At 33.5% G+C, this 16,405-nt stretch carries 19 protein-coding genes; 4 read left to right on the top strand and 15 right to left on the bottom strand.

Features of this window, described 5'->3' with window-relative positions:
* The 3 genes from cbpA to ACW0JX_RS10080 form a co-directional block, all read right to left on the bottom strand.
* On the bottom strand, positions 1-648 hold the full coding sequence (gene cbpA / locus ACW0JX_RS10090; protein WP_001220528.1) for a cyclic di-AMP binding protein CbpA: 648 nt from the start codon (positions 646-648) through the stop codon (positions 1-3).
* 176 nt (positions 649-824) lie between these two features.
* Positions 825-1,469 carry an HXXEE domain-containing protein gene (locus tag ACW0JX_RS10085; protein WP_003270331.1) on the bottom strand — a complete coding sequence of 215 codons (645 nt, stop codon included), beginning with the start codon at positions 1,467-1,469 and terminating at the stop codon, positions 825-827.
* Positions 1,470-1,477: 8 nt separating this feature from the next.
* Positions 1,478-2,065 (bottom strand): TetR/AcrR family transcriptional regulator, encoded by a 588-nt coding sequence (locus ACW0JX_RS10080; RefSeq protein WP_053564684.1) that lies wholly within the window; start codon positions 2,063-2,065, stop codon positions 1,478-1,480.
* Between the two features lie 346 nt (positions 2,066-2,411).
* Between ACW0JX_RS10080 and ACW0JX_RS10075 the strand changes: the two genes are divergently transcribed.
* The 3 genes from ACW0JX_RS10075 (at position 2,412) to ACW0JX_RS10065 (ending at position 5,280) form a co-directional block, all read left to right on the top strand.
* Positions 2,412-3,281 carry a hypothetical protein gene (locus ACW0JX_RS10075; RefSeq protein ID WP_098127539.1) on the top strand — a complete coding sequence of 290 codons (870 nt, stop codon included), beginning with the start codon at positions 2,412-2,414 and terminating at the stop codon, positions 3,279-3,281.
* A gap of 207 nt (positions 3,282-3,488) precedes the next feature.
* Positions 3,489-4,796, top strand: coding sequence for a hemolysin family protein (locus ACW0JX_RS10070; RefSeq protein WP_000353735.1), 1,308 nt, complete (start codon positions 3,489-3,491; stop codon positions 4,794-4,796).
* Between the two features lies 1 nt (position 4,797).
* The gene (locus tag ACW0JX_RS10065) at positions 4,798-5,280 is read left to right on the top strand and encodes a DUF456 domain-containing protein (protein ID WP_053564685.1); all 483 of its coding nucleotides are present in this window, start codon (positions 4,798-4,800) and stop codon (positions 5,278-5,280) included.
* A gap of 24 nt (positions 5,281-5,304) precedes the next feature.
* On the opposite strand, the gene ACW0JX_RS10060 is transcribed toward ACW0JX_RS10065, so the two are convergent.
* The 4 genes from ACW0JX_RS10060 to cls form a co-directional block, all read right to left on the bottom strand.
* Positions 5,305-5,928 (bottom strand): NAD(P)-dependent oxidoreductase, encoded by a 624-nt coding sequence (locus tag ACW0JX_RS10060; RefSeq protein ID WP_053564686.1) that lies wholly within the window; start codon positions 5,926-5,928, stop codon positions 5,305-5,307.
* A gap of 101 nt (positions 5,929-6,029) precedes the next feature.
* Positions 6,030-6,209, bottom strand: a complete 180-nt coding sequence (locus ACW0JX_RS10055; protein WP_001045960.1) for a hypothetical protein — start codon at positions 6,207-6,209, stop codon at positions 6,030-6,032.
* A 226-nt stretch (positions 6,210-6,435) separates the two neighbouring features.
* Positions 6,436-6,894 (bottom strand): spore coat protein, encoded by a 459-nt coding sequence (locus ACW0JX_RS10050; protein ID WP_000340543.1) that lies wholly within the window; start codon positions 6,892-6,894, stop codon positions 6,436-6,438.
* 31 nt (positions 6,895-6,925) lie between these two features.
* Positions 6,926-8,110: a cardiolipin synthase gene (gene cls / locus ACW0JX_RS10045; protein ID WP_142947183.1), complete on the bottom strand. Its 1,185-nt coding sequence runs from the start codon at positions 8,108-8,110 to the stop codon at positions 6,926-6,928.
* Positions 8,111-8,270: 160 nt separating this feature from the next.
* Between cls and ACW0JX_RS10040 the strand changes: the two genes are divergently transcribed.
* Entirely contained in the window at positions 8,271-8,357 is an 87-nt protein-coding gene (locus ACW0JX_RS10040; protein ID WP_000505094.1) for a YjcZ family sporulation protein, read from the top strand.
* Positions 8,358-8,483: 126 nt separating this feature from the next.
* On the opposite strand, the gene ACW0JX_RS10035 is transcribed toward ACW0JX_RS10040, so the two are convergent.
* The 8 genes from ACW0JX_RS10035 to cotH all read right to left on the bottom strand — a co-directional run bounded on the left by ACW0JX_RS10035 (position 8,484) and on the right by cotH (position 16,336).
* The gene (locus tag ACW0JX_RS10035; RefSeq protein WP_053564687.1) at positions 8,484-8,990 is read right to left on the bottom strand and encodes an acyl-CoA thioesterase; all 507 of its coding nucleotides are present in this window, start codon (positions 8,988-8,990) and stop codon (positions 8,484-8,486) included.
* A gap of 119 nt (positions 8,991-9,109) precedes the next feature.
* The gene (locus ACW0JX_RS10030; RefSeq protein ID WP_000488059.1) at positions 9,110-9,979 is read right to left on the bottom strand and encodes a TIGR03943 family putative permease subunit; all 870 of its coding nucleotides are present in this window, start codon (positions 9,977-9,979) and stop codon (positions 9,110-9,112) included.
* Between the two features lie 3 nt (positions 9,980-9,982).
* On the bottom strand, positions 9,983-10,879 hold the full coding sequence (locus ACW0JX_RS10025) for a permease (protein WP_000418716.1): 897 nt from the start codon (positions 10,877-10,879) through the stop codon (positions 9,983-9,985).
* 198 nt (positions 10,880-11,077) lie between these two features.
* The gene (locus ACW0JX_RS10020; RefSeq protein ID WP_000932389.1) at positions 11,078-12,019 is read right to left on the bottom strand and encodes a magnesium transporter CorA family protein; all 942 of its coding nucleotides are present in this window, start codon (positions 12,017-12,019) and stop codon (positions 11,078-11,080) included.
* A 334-nt stretch (positions 12,020-12,353) separates the two neighbouring features.
* Positions 12,354-13,733, bottom strand: a complete 1,380-nt coding sequence (locus ACW0JX_RS10015) for a putative polysaccharide biosynthesis protein (RefSeq protein ID WP_098127538.1) — start codon at positions 13,731-13,733, stop codon at positions 12,354-12,356.
* A 97-nt stretch (positions 13,734-13,830) separates the two neighbouring features.
* Positions 13,831-14,433 (bottom strand): undecaprenyl phosphate transporter UptA, encoded by a 603-nt coding sequence (gene uptA / locus ACW0JX_RS10010; RefSeq protein WP_000880691.1) that lies wholly within the window; start codon positions 14,431-14,433, stop codon positions 13,831-13,833.
* 104 nt (positions 14,434-14,537) lie between these two features.
* On the bottom strand, positions 14,538-15,155 hold the full coding sequence (locus ACW0JX_RS10005; protein ID WP_000153584.1) for an NUDIX hydrolase N-terminal domain-containing protein: 618 nt from the start codon (positions 15,153-15,155) through the stop codon (positions 14,538-14,540).
* A gap of 104 nt (positions 15,156-15,259) precedes the next feature.
* On the bottom strand, positions 15,260-16,336 hold the full coding sequence (cotH, locus tag ACW0JX_RS10000) for a spore coat protein CotH (RefSeq protein ID WP_098127537.1): 1,077 nt from the start codon (positions 16,334-16,336) through the stop codon (positions 15,260-15,262).
* Between the last annotated feature and the right edge of the window lie 69 nt (positions 16,337-16,405).

Genomic DNA, 16,405 nt, shown 5'->3' with positions numbered 1-16,405 from the left:
TTACTCTATCGTTTCAACTTCACGTGGATTTTTCATCTCTTCCACATATACAACTCTAAATCCGTGATCTTCTAAATCTTTCAATAATGTCTCTAATTCACCGTCGTTAAACTCTTCTCCTAATGTAAACATAATTCTACGAACTAATAAGGCATCATTATCAAAAGTCATCAAACTTTGAATACCAGTGTATTTCTTTAAAACTGTCGATAACTTTTGGATTGCTCCATTATAGTCTTGCGTTCCAATCATGACAGAGTATTTACTAGAGTGAACGCCCCATGCATCCTCTAATAACTCAAAAACTTTTTTATGCGTTAAAATTCCAAGGAAAACCCCTTTTTCGTCAACTACTGATAAATAAGGCAATTTTTTTATTGTAAAAAATACTTTAAAGAAAGAAGAATCTTCTCTCACAAATCCCTCTTTATCGTTTAATAATTGCATTACACTCTCGTCAAGTGATCCTTTATATTCTAAAATATCTACTTTATATATATTCCCTAAAAATTTCTCTTTTTTTTCATCTAAAACTGGTACACAACGATACCCCGTTTTATTTAAATGCTCTAACGCTTCCCCTATCGTAATCGAACTTGAGCACAGTAAAACTTCCCTTTTTGGCACGTAATTCCCTTTAATCCTCATAAAAAGCCTCCTTATGTTAAAATACTTTCTGTGCCATAACTATATTATATTTTCAGAAAAAAATAAATAATTTATTTTATTTTTCTGAAAATTATTCATTTTCTTGTCATAATTTATTCATGAATCCTTCACTTGCACTTTCTTCCGCATCCAAAACCCTCCCTCTGAATTCTGAATCACTTCAATGTATCATTGTACGGACCTAATTGTTTTTTAGAAAAGTAATAATTTGTCTCCTTACTTTTCATTAACATATTTCCTTTTATAATTAAAAAATAGGTAGCTATTAGAAAGTAGATCACCCCAAATAACCAATCCAAATTTGTAGCCAGATTGTGTAAAAGAATATACCTCATATATACATAACCAATTGGAACATGTAGTAATACAACCGCACCTAATCCCGGATTATATATTGTTTTAGCTTTTATATTCGCAAAAATACCATGCCATATGAATTGAAAAAATCCCATTAAAATAGGTGCCAACCCAAGCCATATTATATTTTGAAAAAAAACCGGGAGTAAATAAAAAACATACGCAATCAAAATATTTATTACCATAGCAGATTGCGTATTTAATGGATAGCGGTCTGGTATATCACTTTTAAATATAACTACATTAAACAGACCAGCAAAATAACCTGGCCAACGATACTCTTCAAATTGATGCACTAAAATGGCCACAAAACTTAACCCTAACAGTACTTTTATTTCACTCATTTCTCCCAAATTCGCGACTAAAGAAACAACGACAATAATAGCGACAACTAACCCTATATCACACCAATGCTTTCTAAAGAAACTAGCCACCTCTATCACCCACTATCTCAATTTTTATAAAAATAGCGTTCAAATAGGAAATCAATCTGTTTTTCTACAGATGGTACTTTTATATCTGCCCCTGATTCGAGAATTGGCATCATTAATGTGGGAAGAAAAATGGATCCAAATATTTGCACCGTCATCATCATTAAAATTTCCCGATCCGTTTCATTTGTTATCTCGCTCAAAATATTCTTCACTTTACTGAAACCTAGCCTCTTCAAAAAATCCCCATATTCGTATTGAGATGTAAATACCGTAGTTCCCATTGCAATAATCTTCCTAACTAACTCCGGATATTGCCGAATTACTAGTACATAATCCAATAAAAATATTTTTAATCTTTCTTTTGCTGGCACTGTAATATTATCTAAAATAGAATAAGTGCCTTGAAAGCTAATTAATAAAACTCTAATCGTCTCACTAATTAACTTTTCTTTTGAACCAAAATGGTAATTTACTAGCGCTATATTTACATCTGACAATGCTGCAATTTTTCTTATCGTTACCTTTTCAAAACCTTCTTTTTTAATTAATTCCAATGTTGTATTTAAAATCTTTTCTTTCGTTGATACGTTTTCATTCCCCCCCAATTCATCTCCCCCTCTAGAATGTATCAGTTAAACAACGATTTAAACATCGTTTAATTTTATGGTATCACTTTCCAATTTTAAAAATCTATTTAATACTTTCGACATTTCCCTACATTCTCTTCATTCCACACAAAAAGCGTGAAAATGCAAAACTGTTCACGCTTTTTGTATTTGTACTGTTACATACCAGTTTCTGCTTTATATTCCACACATAAAATAGATTTCTAAATACAATTTAAAATTATCCATATGCCCATACATGAAGAAAAATATATTGTAACTTGCTCCAAAAACGGCTAAAATAAGAATAAGAATTTTCTGAATATTCAAAGAGTAGGTGGTTTATATGTCCTTATTACGCTCACATATATGTAAATTTATAATTGGTGTTATTGTTATTTTTGCCATAAGTCCTATTCCAGCTGTTTTTATTACACACAATTACTCTTATCAAAATGGATTTATTAGCATTTTTCAAAACTTCGCACAGCTTTCTTCTATATCAATTCCAAAGGTTGATTGGATGCATGAATCTATCTTTTTCTCAGCAAATCAAATGATACATACTTCTAATCATTCAACACCATTATTCCCTTACATATGGGAAATATATTTTATATCGATTGTTCGTTTTACTTTTACCCTTGCGATCGGATTTTTCATAAGTTTGGGTATCGGCCATTTATTTTTCAAAGTACCTAACTCGTTTAAAAAGTTTACTACTGTATTGAATTGGATACCTTACTCTTTTTGCACTGTAGTATTACAATGTTCAGTCTTATTACTACTTCTATACGTCGCACAATTTATAAACCTTCCTTACTACTCATCTTTTATCATCGTATGTAGTACTTCCATGATTATCGTTATGCAAGCAGTAAAAAAATGGATTCCTTTCTTGAAAAACACAAATGAATATGAAATAAAACATGATTCTTTTCTTGTGGATACATTGTTTTTGGCGCTTACTTCGAACCATAAATCAATTTTAGGTTCCATCATTCTTTCATTCGTTTTTATGGAATGCGTTTTTCATGCAAGTGGACTGTTACAATTTATCGTTCAATTTGGCGGAAATTCACCCATAATTGTTACAATCGGCTTATTACTACTCTATATCCCATATAGCATACTTTCTTTCCTTCAAACACTATGGACCACAAACTACTCCAAGCAACAGTCATACACTTTAACGAGAAGTGTTCCAAAACCTTAATTGAAATAACCCTCTATAATCTAAAAGTAGGGGGTTATTCCTTTTGTATAGCGGACAAAATAACAGCAAATTCAAAAACTATTACAGAAACATACCAATATTTGCCCTTTTCCTTTGACTATTCTTTTCATTTGGATTTATTATAAAAGTATAACATAATTGCAGGAGGTGACATCTTTATTCCAAACCTTGGAATGGAGAACACACTTGGACATATTAAATATTTTTCTCATCTTTGTACTTATTCTTATTTCTGGCTTTTTCGTTGCATCAGAATTCGCTGTTGTAAAAGTACGAAAAAGTCGAATTGACCAACTTGCAAATGAAGGTAATAAACAAGCTTTAGCTGCAAGAAGCGTCCTATCTAATTTAGATGTTTATTTATCAGCTTGTCAGCTCGGGATTACGATCACTTCTTTAGGGCTTGGTTGGCTTGGTGAACCGACTGTGGAACATATACTACGACCGCTCTTTGAAAAAATTAATATTACTGGAACAATGGCTAACACTTTATCTTTTGTTATTGCTTTTAGTGTTATTACATTTTTCCACGTTGTATTAGGTGAGTTAGTTCCAAAGTCTTTCGCAATTCAAAAAGCAGAAGCAATCACACTCAAATTTGCAAGACCTCTTATTTTATTTGATAAAATTATGTATCCATTTATTTGGTTACTCAATAGTGCAGCTATATTTTTCACAAAACTACTCGGATTAGAACCTGCCAAAGAAAATGAACTTGCTCATTCTGAAGAGGAATTGCGACTCATCTTAGGTGAAAGTTTTAAAAGCGGTGAAATAAACCAAACCGAATATAAATATGTAAATAACATTTTTGAATTTGATGATCGAGTTGCGAAAGAAATAATGGTTCCTCGTACCGAAATGATTTGCTTATCTACTGAAAATACGTTAGAAGAAAATATGGATATCGTCGCAACTGAAAAATATACACGCTATCCAATCATTGAAAAAGATAAAGATGATATCATCGGGATGATTAATACGAAAGAAGTATTCCATGATCAAACGAAAGGTATTTATAAACCACTTGAATCTTATATACATCCTGTTTTAACAGTATTTGAAACAGTTCCAATTCGTAAAACGTTAGTCCATCTTCAAAAAAATCGCGTTCAGATGGCAATCGTTATGGATGAATATGGTGGCACTGCCGGACTTTTAACGATGGAAGATATTCTTGAAGAAATCATTGGAGAAATTCAAGATGAATTCGATGCGGATGAATCACCTATGATTGAAAAGCGTACACCTAAGCTTACTGTTTTAGATGGAAAGGTGCTCATTTCTGAAGTAAATGATATGTTTGGCCTACATATTGATGATAGTGATTTAGATACAATTGGAGGATGGCTTCTCTCTCAAGCAGTTGACTTAAATATTGAAGCTGGTTATTCCATTGAATATGCTGGTTTTCAATTTAAAGTATTAGAACTTGATGGACATCAAGTCAAAAAAGTTGCTGTCCATAAACTAGATATTAAAAAGGAGCTATAAAGTGACTGTTTTATTAACAATTTGTATCATTGCCTGTTTCCTTGTTTCATTTCTCGCCTTTATTTATCCCATTATCCCTGGCATATTTGCTGTCTGGGCTGGATATTTAATTTACCATTTCGGTATAAATGGAGGAGAATTAACAACTTCTTTTTGGATTATTCAAGTCATTTTCACTCTTTTCATTTTCGTTGCTGATTTTATTGCAAATGGATATTTCTTAAAAAAATACGGTAGTTCTAAATGGGGCGAACGTGTCGGAATGATTTCTATCATTGTCGGATCGTTCTTCTTCCCACCATTCGGACTTATTATCATACCGTTTTTATCAGTATTTATAACAGAACTAGTGCATAAAAAAGCGCCAAAAGATGCCTTTCTAGTTGGAGTCGCTACTGTAGTTGGTTTTTTAAGCAGTACAGTAGCGAAAGCAATTCTCCAAATCATTATGATTGTCATCTTCTTGTGTTATATCATATTTTAACCATCCCGACTTCGGGATGGTTTTTTAATATGCAATACCTACTCGACTATTTTCATATATGTTTTTCTTACATAGATCCCATGCAAAGTGTGCTGTATCACCCACTGTAATTTTTGATCCACCTTCTGGCAATATATCTTTTTCAGTTCGATATACCTCTGTCGCCTCACCGTCTATTAAATGTGTCGGACAAACAACTGTCCAACATAAATTATTACTATTACTTAGTACTTTATATGCAGCCAAATGATCTTCTGCTGCTGTTGTCGTTTTCCTTTTTGATTCCGTTGATTGAAAACGATATAAATTTAGATCCGTTCTTGCTTGTAAAATACCAGCCGTTCCTATTGTTATGATCTTATGAACCCCTTCTTCTTCCATTTGCTTAATAATTTGCGGCATACTCTTCGCTAATGTTCCATTTTGATCCGTTCCAAGTGCACTAATTACTATATCGCTTCCTTCTATCGCTTTTTTTATATCATTTTCGTTCAATACATTACCTTCTATCACTCGTAACCTTTCATGTTGTATTTCTATTCTATTAAAATCACGCGCTAATGCAGTCACTTCAGCTGAATCCTTTAATGCTAAATTAATTATGTTTGAACCTACTCGTCCTGTTGCTCCCAATATACATACTTTCATTTGTTTTCCCCCTCTTTCATTCTCTTTCTATTTTTCAATAATATCAATCAATTTACAACAAAAAAGCTTCCTCATATATGAGAGGAAGCTTTATTATTACTTTATTTTTTCTCTTTAGAATCAGTAGACTTCTCGGTTCCGCTTGTTTCTTTATCCTTTTTATCCTCTTGTTGTGTTGTTGTGTCGTCTTCTTTCTTCTTGTCTTCACCTTTACTACAACCTACCATTAATAAAGAACTTGCAAGTGCCATAGCAGTTAATGATTTAACCCATTTGTTCATTTGCGTTTCCTCCCTGTGATAGAATATGTACAACCTCATATTACTCTCTATTTTTAAAGGAGAGATTGAAAAACAGTAAATATACGGTAAATTTTTGTAAATCTTCTGATAACAAAAACTAATTTAAATTTACATATTTCATTTCCAATCGATACACAATAAAACTAATTTTTTTCTCTAAATGGACATAAAAAAACTAAGGCGCATACCATTCCGCCTTAGTTTCTCATGCAAACTTTTCATTTTCATATAGATGTGTAATCTTATATTCCTTCTTCATAACATATTGCCACACACTATAAGCGTAACGGTTCATTTTCAGGAAACAATTTTCCAAAAATGAGCGGAACTCCGGATTAGCAACTTCCACTGCAACTTGAGCAAACTTTAGAGCTAATCGTTTTAAGTGCGCAATATAACATGTTGCAATATGAATATCCCCTGTATATTTACTAACTGTTTCCTTTTCCATTTCATGCAAACCAAACTCCGTTGTTTCACAGGTTATATGTTGCACATTCTCTCCTTCTTGAAAATTTACTTGTTCATTATATGCTTGTAACATATATGGTAAATGGTGCTGTAATAGATTTTTTAATTCTTCGTCTCTGACCTTTCCAGCATACTCTCCAACCTTGTATATTAGCATATAACTATATCTCATTAACTCTTTCATACAATCCATGAAAGTGCCTCCCTTCTCTAGGGTCTATATGTTATAAATATGATGCTAAAACATTTGCTATTCTTGCTAAAAACCAATCCCATCTACTAATTTTCTCAAAATCTTCTTCAGAAAATCGTTTTGATTTATGAAAGTCTACCTTTAATCGACTCCATACTTCATCAACAACTGTTTTATCATATATGATACAGTTAGACTCACAATTTAAATAAAAACTTCTATTATCAAAATTCGCTGTCCCAATATCAACAATTTCTCCATCAATGATTGTTACTTTCCCATGAAAAAATCCATTTCGATATTGATAAATCTCCGCTCCAGCATGTAACATATCTTTCAAATATGGATAGGCAGCTTGTTTTAACAATATGGCATCACTTTTAAATGGCACGAGAATTTTCACATTAACACCACGATTTAATGCAGCTTTTAACTCTTTCACCATTTCTTTACTTGGTACAAAATATGGTGTAGCGATAATTAAAGACTTTTTAGCCTTTTTTAAAAGTGCCCCATACTTTTCCCATAAGCCTTTTCCATTTGAAAATAAATATTGATATTTTACATTCCCTAATGTCGGTATACTTTCATGTATAGGCATTTTTTCTCCTGTATCTTCTTTCCAATCTTCGGCGAACTTTCTTTCCATATCCGCTGCACCCTCACCATGGATGCGCATGTGATAATCACGCCATGGCCCAAACTTCGGATCTTGTCCAAGGTACTCCTTTCCGATATTAAAACCACCGACGTATGATACCTTTCCATCTATCGTAACAATACGTCTATGATTTCGTTGATGCAAAGAATAGAAAACATTTTTCAGTTTCGGTTTTTTACTAAATGTAAACTTCACACCGTTTTCCTTTAATCGGCTAATTACCTTTTTCTTCAGCTTATATCCACCTATCCGATCGACTGACAATTTCACTTCTACTCCACTAGATGCTTTTTTCTCTAATAACTGTAAAAACTCTTCGCTTATTTCATCTTTTCCTACAATATAAAAATGGATATATATATACTTTTCTGCTTCGTTTATATCCTCAAATAATTTTCTATATAACTCTTCACCGTTCGTATATAGTTGAAATTCACCTAATCGAACTTGTCCTAATTCATATTCACTAGCCATTTCCTTCCCCATTTCCACATCGATGTTCATCCAAATGAATACACCTATTAAACAAAGGATTATAGCGAAAAAGTGCTTCATGGATAAATTCCTTTCTCCACTTACTGTTATTTCTATATCTTCCCTTTTTTATTACATTATCATTCAAGAAAATATGTCATTGCATGATATATGTCCATATCAAACAATAGCTCATTTGCATATTGTATGTTGTATCTTAAAATAAAAGGAGGAAATAACAATGGGCTTCGCACATGGTAATGGATTTGCGCTATTAGTCGTATTATTTATCCTCTTAATCATCGTCGGTGCTGCTTGCTTCTGCTAAGTAGCTACTGTCATATGATATGTGGATGAAAAAACTATAAAAGCGGACACCTATTTTTAGGTGTCCGCTTTTCATTTTAAAACCATTTCCGCCTGCTATTGTAACTTAAATGGCTAAACATTTATCTCAAAAGGTTAACAATGTAGCTACTTTCTTACTCTCTGCCTTACGTATATGACGCTGCTCTGCACGTAACACTGCAATACGATGTAATTCTTTCTCTTCTTCTGTTTCAGGGATAACACGCGGTACTGGAACTGGATTATTTCCCTTACTAAGTGCAACAAAAGTAACGAATGACGTTGCCGCTATACGCTTCTCACCTGAAATTAAATCTTCAGCCACTACCTTCACAAACACTTCCATCGAAGTTCTTCCCGTCCAAATTACGAAAGATTCATAACTAACACAATCTGAAGAACGAACAGGATGTAAGAAATCAACCCAGTCCATAGATGCTGTGACACATTCCTTTCTCGAATGTCTGGATGCTGAAATAGAAGCAACCATATCCATCTCCGCTAATATCTTCCCACCAAATAGCGTGTTATGATCATTTAAATCTGTTGGGAATACCCGGCTCGTTTTGAACACCCTTGACTCATTGGCTGTTTTCCCCTTTACTTCTGTCATTGTTATCACCCCTTTAATGATCTATCCCTAATATTTCAATAATCCCTATACCAAATGAACTACACGTTTAATATTAGCAACATTCAGAACTTTTAGTCCACAAAAAAGAACCGATTTTATCAATCGGCTCCTCTAAATACATATTGTTCTTTCGGCTGTTCAACTTTATTCCATTTTGTTACTTCTAATACAGGAATATTCGCATGAAACGGCTGATAAAACTCAGTAGTTATCTCTCCTTCTACTTGAATCCAGTCATCATTATTCCACTCTACGCCTTCTGGTTTTTTCACTAACATACCATATACACCAGAATCCGCTACACAGTGTATAATACCGAAACGGAATAAGAAATATTGTTCTTTTTTAGAAGAATCATCTCTAAAAACAAACCCTTTAAAAGATAATTTTTTCCCAGTAAACTCGCCAGGATAATTATAAATTGTTTCCATACCCTTTAGGAAGTCTTCATCTTTCAAATTAATATTGTCTTTCGTAACAAACTCTTTCTTCCCTTTTTCCATTACACCGCGGTATCCTTCTTTCCCGTAATAAATGCTCGTATCAGGTCTTAGAAATTGTCTTGTCATAAATGGATCCTTACTTTCTGCTTGTGCAACAGGAAAATGAAATCCTTTCGCCTTAACAATATCTGAATCTAACGTTGCAATCGGGAAAAATAAGCCTGAGATAATTGGAAAACAAAACAAGGAGTACGAAAATGCTTTTTTCCACCATGTATTCTCATCTTTTGAATGATCATGTCCGCAATGGCTATGGTCACAACTGCAATCATTTTTCTCTTTTTCCTTTTGGTGCTCTTTTTGGAAAACGACGATAATTTGTACAATCGTTAAGAAACCTAAAATAATTGCTGCTGTTGTTGATAAATAGGCATACTTCATATTGATATACTTCGTAATGTTACCGGAAATATGAAGCTGCGCAATTAATATTGTAAAACCTAATAATATATATGCTCGAAACATAACCTACCACCCCATCGCATAAATGAGTAGTGAGCTTGCATAAACAACAAGAGTAACTGTAACTATAACAACAATTACAAATTTAGTTTTAAATGTCGCAAGCATCATAAACATATTTTTAATATCCACCATCGGTCCGTAAACGAGGAACGCGACAAGTGAAGCTGTTGAAAACGTACTTTGGAACGAAGAAGCGATAAATGCATCTGCCTCTGAACAAAGTGATAATATATAAGCAAGTCCCATCATAACAGCTGATGAAGAAAACGGACCTTGTCCAATAGCAAGAAGTGTTGAAGTTTGTACAAACGTTTGTACCGCTGCTGCAATTAACGCACCTAGTACTAAATATTTTCCCATTGAGAAGAATTCCTCAACAGCGTGTGTACATACATCCCACATTTTTTTACGCAGTGGACGCTTATTATTCACTTCTGGGAAGTGATCATCTCTTAATTGATGTTCTTTAAACATAAAGGATAATATAATTCCAACGATAATGGCTACGATAATCGCTACAATAGAACGATACCATACCATGTGCATACTACTCCCAAAGGCAACGTATGTTGCAAATAAAACAACTGGATTAATAATTGGACCAGTTAACATAAATGCAATCCCTGCGTATGGTGGAACGCCTTTTCCGATTAATCGTCTTACAATCGGAACAATTCCACATTCACAACCTGGAAACAACATGCCTAAAAAAGTAGCTAATAAAACAGACAGAAATCGGTTCTTCGGCATCCATTTAGCCACCATATCTTCTGTCACGAACATTTGAATGAATCCTGAAATAAATACACCAATTAGCACAAACGGAAGTGCTTCGATCAATATGGAGATAAAAATTGTATTCATTTGCAGGAATGCTTTCGGTAATTGAAACAATTCCATGATGTATTTCCTCCAACTTTTCATTAACAATATGTAATTTTAACCCCATTTCATTAATTGGACAAGGTTTATATGGCATACATACCCTTTATATACATTACATTGTACAAGTTATATTCTATTCAAAATTTGAGATTTCATAGCAAAAAAGCTGCTCTAGCGTAGTTATATAACTATGCTAGAGCAGCTTTCTTATCGTTAAAAGTAACGTTTCTTCCAAAAAACAAAAGCTAACGTGAAAGATAGTGTTACACATATGATGAGTACAATTACAAAACCGTGGGCTTCCCCTTCAAACGGAACCTTTACGTTCATTCCAAAGAAACTAGAAACCATCGTCGGTAAAGATAAAATGATCGTAATTGACGTTAACAGTTTCATAACACTATTTAAATTATTTGATATAACGGAGCTAAAAGTATTCATCATTCCACTTAAAATGTGACTATATATTTCCGCCATTTCAATAGCCTGTTTATTTTCAATTAATACATCTTCTAATAAATCTTGATCATCTTCATACATTTTTAAAAATGTACTATTACGCATTAACTTTTGAATTACAATTTTATTAGCCTTTAATGACGTTGTAAAGTATACTAAACTTTTCTCAAGGCCTAATAATGTGAAAATCTCTTTATTTTTCATTGACTGATTTAGTTGATGCTCTAAATCAATTGTTTTTCGATTTATTTGCTTTAAGTATCTTAAATAATAAGTAGAAATCGTATATAAGAGCTGAAGTGCAAAGCGCGTCTTTTTAAACGTATAAAATTCTTTAATACGTTGATTAATAAAACGTTCAAAAATTGGATTCTCTTCTAAGCAGATTGTAACAAAACAATCCGGCATCACAATCATACCTATTGGAATCGTGTCATAAATCGAATTTCCTTCTTCGTCATGTCTAACTGTCGGAATATCCACGATAATTAAAGTATTATTGTCTTCCTTTTCAATACGAGAGCGTTCTTCATCATCCAAAGGGTCTTTAATGAAATCTAAGTCTACATTTAAAGTTTGTACTAGATATTGAATTTCTTCTTCTGTTGGATGAAGTACATTAATCCAGCACCCCTTTTGCATTTCCTCAATCTCTTGTAGTTTTCCGTTTCGGTCTGTTAAATATATATTTAACATACTATCACCCCGATTCTTTTTACATGTAGGAATCTACCTCTCTTAAATCACAGTTTTTAAACCGCCATTCTCAGCATATGAAACATACGTTTAAATTTCAATAGAAAAATTATTTTGAAAACGTTTTTATAGGAAAAATATTATAAAGTGAAACTTTAATCAGTGGGTGGCTTCATCCCCCCACTGATTATTAGCCCTCACAAATCGGGCTTTTACAGGCTACCCGCCCCCAACCAAACTTCTTTTCTTTCGCTGAATTTTGAGGTGAGGGTCTCACTGCCCGTTAAAGCGGGATAAACATAGAAAAAGACAGAGTGCTCTCTGCCTTAAAAGCTTATGTTGCCTTTATAACATATTTAGAAAGCATCCACAAGTTAAAACCGACTGAAATCGTATAGCCAGCGTATGTTGAAATGATAAAACTTACATAATCGAAATACGGAAGCAATACAATATTTAAAACTATCTTCACAATAATTCCAATCACTAGTCCTAGCACCGTCTTCTGCTGTTGATTGATTCCTTGTAGCATAGCAGCCGTTACTGTAAAAAGAGAAAATAGTATGCAAGCGGGAGCATAATACTGTAAAATGATTCTCCCCATCTCTGGATCATTTCCAGCACCGAATAAAAGAGTATATACAGGTTTGGCTAACACCATCATTCCAATTGCCGCCGGTACCGTAATTGCTACTACTAATACATTTGTTCTCGTAAAATGTTTGTACAATAGCTTCGTATTTCCTGCTGTGTAAGCTTTCGTCATCTCTGGTACGAGAGACATACTAAAAGCTGTCGCAACGGATACCGGGATAAGCACAACCATTTGAACAAGACCAATTATCGCATTAATTTTTTCCGCTTCTCCTTGCATATACCCTATTTGTATAAGTAGTTTATTAATTGTAAATGTATCAATCGTCTGATACAACGGAATTGCTAAGCCCACCACAACAAAAGGAATAGAATATGTAAAGAGCTCCTTATACAATGAGAAAAAAGATTTCGTTGTTTGTGGTATACTTTCCATCTCTTTTTTCTTTAAGTGCCTTCTCCTTCTTATATAATACGCACTTAAAACAGTTAATCCACCAACCGCTCCCATAAAGGCACCAAATGTTGAAATACCAACTGCTAGCGAGACAGATACTTTTAAAATATATAAAACGACAAAGCTTCCTATTAAAATGGTTAAAACCCGAAAAAATTGCTCTACAACGACACTTAATGCAGAAGGCCCCATCGATTGGAATCCTTGAAAGAAGCCCCTTAATAAACTCATTACTGGCACAAGTATTAACGCAAAACTTACAATTCGAATATTAGTAGTAACCGCTCCTACACTATTCCCCGTTTGATCATTCCCATCGATGACAAGCTTAGCTAAATGCGGAGCTAGCATATATAACGTAAAACACGAAATGACTCCCATTATAAACATAAACACGATTCCACTTTTCAACACTCTCTTAACCGTATGATAATCATTCAGTTGATCATATTTTGATACCATTTTTGAAACTGCAAGTGGTAATCCCATTGTCGCAATGCTGAGCATAATGGTATAGGGACGATATGCATACGTGTATAAAACATACCCACTCGTACCGACCATTGCTGTAAATGGTATAACATATATAAATCCTAACATTTTTGATATCATCGTTGCCATCGTTAAAAATATAGTTCCACGTATAAACGGTGACCCTTTCATCACATTCCTCCGCTACGCTTTATTATTACACATTATGGACAACTCCTTTTTTTTAGAACCGGAAACAAATAAAAAAGCCAATGAAAAATCATTGACTTTAACGCGCAGCTTTTTTCTTTTTGAAATACTTTAAACCAAAGTATAGAGCAATAAAAAGAACAGCTCCTATAATTATGTAATGTGTGTAATCAGATGCATACTCTTTAATTTGTCGCCAATTCCCACCAAGTTTTTCACCTAAGTATATAAATAGAATTGACCACGGAATGATCGCTACAACCGTATAAAGTGTAAATAGTTTTAATGGCATCTTAGCTAGTCCTGCTGGAATAGAGATCGCATGACGTACTACTGGTATAAAGCGCGCAGAAAATATTACGCCTGCTCCATAACGTTTAAACCAACCTTCTGCTATGTCTAAATGATGTTTATTAATAAGTAGATATTTCCCGTATTTCTCTACAACCGGACGCCCTCCGTAGTATCCAAGCCAGTATAAAAAGATTTGTGCTAAAGTACCACCAATCGTTCCGGCGATAACTGCACCAACAAAACTAATTTTACCATTCGCTACTAAAAAGCCAGCATACGAAAGTACAATTTCACTTGGGATTACTTCAATCATTAAAGCAAGAGCTACTCCAAAGTAACCTAAGCTTGCAAAAAATTGCAATAACTGATCTATTATGTTTGCTAACATGTTCTTTTTTATCTCCTTTTTTCTTCACATACCATCCCATTATTACATAAAGGCTGCAATCTGCCAATATCTTCATTTTAACAATATGTACAATTCAAGCAGGATTAATCTATTAATTTCTCTTTCTGTGGGTCTTTCATGTAGGCAAACATCTCTTTAATTTGGTCTTCTGTATTTCTAGCAATTGATAAATTAGGCAATTCATTTTCACCAAAAAACTCCACCTCTTCTGTTTCAATGCTAGTTTTCTTTTCTCCACCAATAATCTCGCATCCAATGAAAATCTTATATACATGCGTCGCCGATGGAGATGGTTGATGTTTTTCTTTATCAAATATAGCTAGTAACTTAAAATGATCTACCTCATAACCAGTCTCTTCGAAAACTTCTTTTGCTGCAACTTCGGTTGGCGTATAACCGACATCAGCCCATCCACCTGGCAATGCCCATTTTCCATCGCTTTTTTCTTTCACAAATAATAACTTTTCATTTTGAAAAACAACCGCTCTTATATCAACTTTAGGTGTTTGATAGCCTGTCTCACTTGCAAATAATTTCTCTACGACTTCCCAATCTGTTTTCGTGTAATGTGACATCATTGAAATAGAAATATCTCGTAATTGCTGGAAACGCTCAATATCATACACATCCTTAGAATACGTTAAACCCGCTTGAGCTATAGATTGTATTTGTTTTACCCAATCAATCCATTTAATCGTCATATATCCGCATCCCCATTCTCTATCAAATATATTACTTCATTTTTATTGATACATCTTTATTATACAAAAAAAAGAGATTGATAACGTTTCAATCTCTTTCAAAATTAATCCAATTCATGTAAGTGGTCTTGTATATACTTTCTTCTTTTATTTATATATTTATAAATCATATCAGCCTCTTGATCAAATGTTTCTAATTTTTCTTTCATGTATGGATCTTGTAGTAAATATGGGCGAATCAATTCACACAACCCTTCTACTTTCGGCCTCATAAACGAAACTGTAAATTGATTTTCTAATATTTCTTCCAAAATACTTCGATACTGCTTTCTAAATACAGGTATGTCTAGCAATCTTGCACTTAACGTATTATACCCTTGAATGCGAATATATTCATGATTAAGTGGTCTCCCTTGTACATCTCGCCCCCAAGTCGCATCATAATCCCACGGTATAACTTCAAATAAATTTGTTTCATCGTTATGATATAGTGCATAGTTATGAACGAAACCATCAAAGTTTTGCGTAAAAATAACTCCTGCTAACCATCGTAAATATTTATCTACATGTAGAAACTTCCCAATTTCTTTTTCATAGGCTTCCCTCGTCAAAGTATTCGCTTGAAATACAAATTCACTCAGTTGTTCTTCACTATTTTTATTCGAATATTTAAATTCATAACCCGCAAAGAGCTCTGTCTTAACATCTTTATCTCGTTCACTCATTAATGAAAAATTCGCATCATCATCTATCGCATAATAAATAGAACCACTCGGTAATCCTCTATTTTTCAAAAAATTTTCATCAACCGATTCTAACTGTAAATACACACCTTGAATTTGACCATTAATTTTTATAAATACATGTTGTGATTTTGGCGAAAGTACACCAATATCATGAAAAAAATCTAAAGATAATTTATTTCGTATGAGAGACGGATCCATAAACTCCGAATTTAAATGAAACTCTTTCGCACCTTGAAATTTTTTAGGCTTATAAAACATAACATGATAAGACTTTTTCTCAAATTCGCGAATATGAGCCCCACGGTATACGATATCAATGTCATACTTCTTTTTTCCATAAGTTAATTTTGCCGGCACTGGACTATCTGACCAAATGTCCTTTTTCAATTCCACTAAGTACATTGGATGAACAAAAAAATCATATGAAGGCAGCATGTTTTCTCATCCCTTCTCAGTTCTCTTCATTCAATGTATGCGCCTTGTCTTGTCCATACATCCGCAATC

This window comes from Bacillus sp. C-3-6 (assembly GCF_054509685.1).
This window is presented reverse-complemented; position numbering and strand designations above follow the sequence as displayed.

Coding starts and splice junctions, on each gene's coding strand:
- cotH (WP_098127537.1), bottom strand. CDS start 16,336: ATGCTGCCTTCATATGATTTTTTTGTTCATCCAATGTACTTAGTGGAA.
- ACW0JX_RS10025 (WP_000418716.1), bottom strand. CDS start 10,879: ATGGAATTGTTTCAATTACCGAAAGCATTCCTGCAAATGAATACAATT.
- ACW0JX_RS10030 (WP_000488059.1), bottom strand. CDS start 9,979: ATGTTTCGAGCATATATATTATTAGGTTTTACAATATTAATTGCGCAG.
- ACW0JX_RS10050 (WP_000340543.1), bottom strand. CDS start 6,894: ATGGATTGTATGAAAGAGTTAATGAGATATAGTTATATGCTAATATAC.
- cls (WP_142947183.1), bottom strand. CDS start 8,110: ATGAAGCACTTTTTCGCTATAATCCTTTGTTTAATAGGTGTATTCATT.
- ACW0JX_RS10035 (WP_053564687.1), bottom strand. CDS start 8,990: ATGACAGAAGTAAAGGGGAAAACAGCCAATGAGTCAAGGGTGTTCAAA.
- ACW0JX_RS10015 (WP_098127538.1), bottom strand. CDS start 13,733: ATGAAAGGGTCACCGTTTATACGTGGAACTATATTTTTAACGATGGCA.
- ACW0JX_RS10075 (WP_098127539.1), top strand. CDS start 2,412: ATGTCCTTATTACGCTCACATATATGTAAATTTATAATTGGTGTTATT.
- ACW0JX_RS10040 (WP_000505094.1), top strand. CDS start 8,271: ATGGGCTTCGCACATGGTAATGGATTTGCGCTATTAGTCGTATTATTT.
- ACW0JX_RS10055 (WP_001045960.1), bottom strand. CDS start 6,209: ATGAACAAATGGGTTAAATCATTAACTGCTATGGCACTTGCAAGTTCT.
- ACW0JX_RS10005 (WP_000153584.1), bottom strand. CDS start 15,155: ATGACGATTAAATGGATTGATTGGGTAAAACAAATACAATCTATAGCT.
- cbpA (WP_001220528.1), bottom strand. CDS start 648: ATGAGGATTAAAGGGAATTACGTGCCAAAAAGGGAAGTTTTACTGTGC.
- ACW0JX_RS10060 (WP_053564686.1), bottom strand. CDS start 5,928: ATGAAAGTATGTATATTGGGAGCAACAGGACGAGTAGGTTCAAACATA.
- ACW0JX_RS10020 (WP_000932389.1), bottom strand. CDS start 12,019: ATGTTAAATATATATTTAACAGACCGAAACGGAAAACTACAAGAGATT.
- uptA (WP_000880691.1), bottom strand. CDS start 14,433: ATGTTAGCAAACATAATAGATCAGTTATTGCAATTTTTTGCAAGCTTA.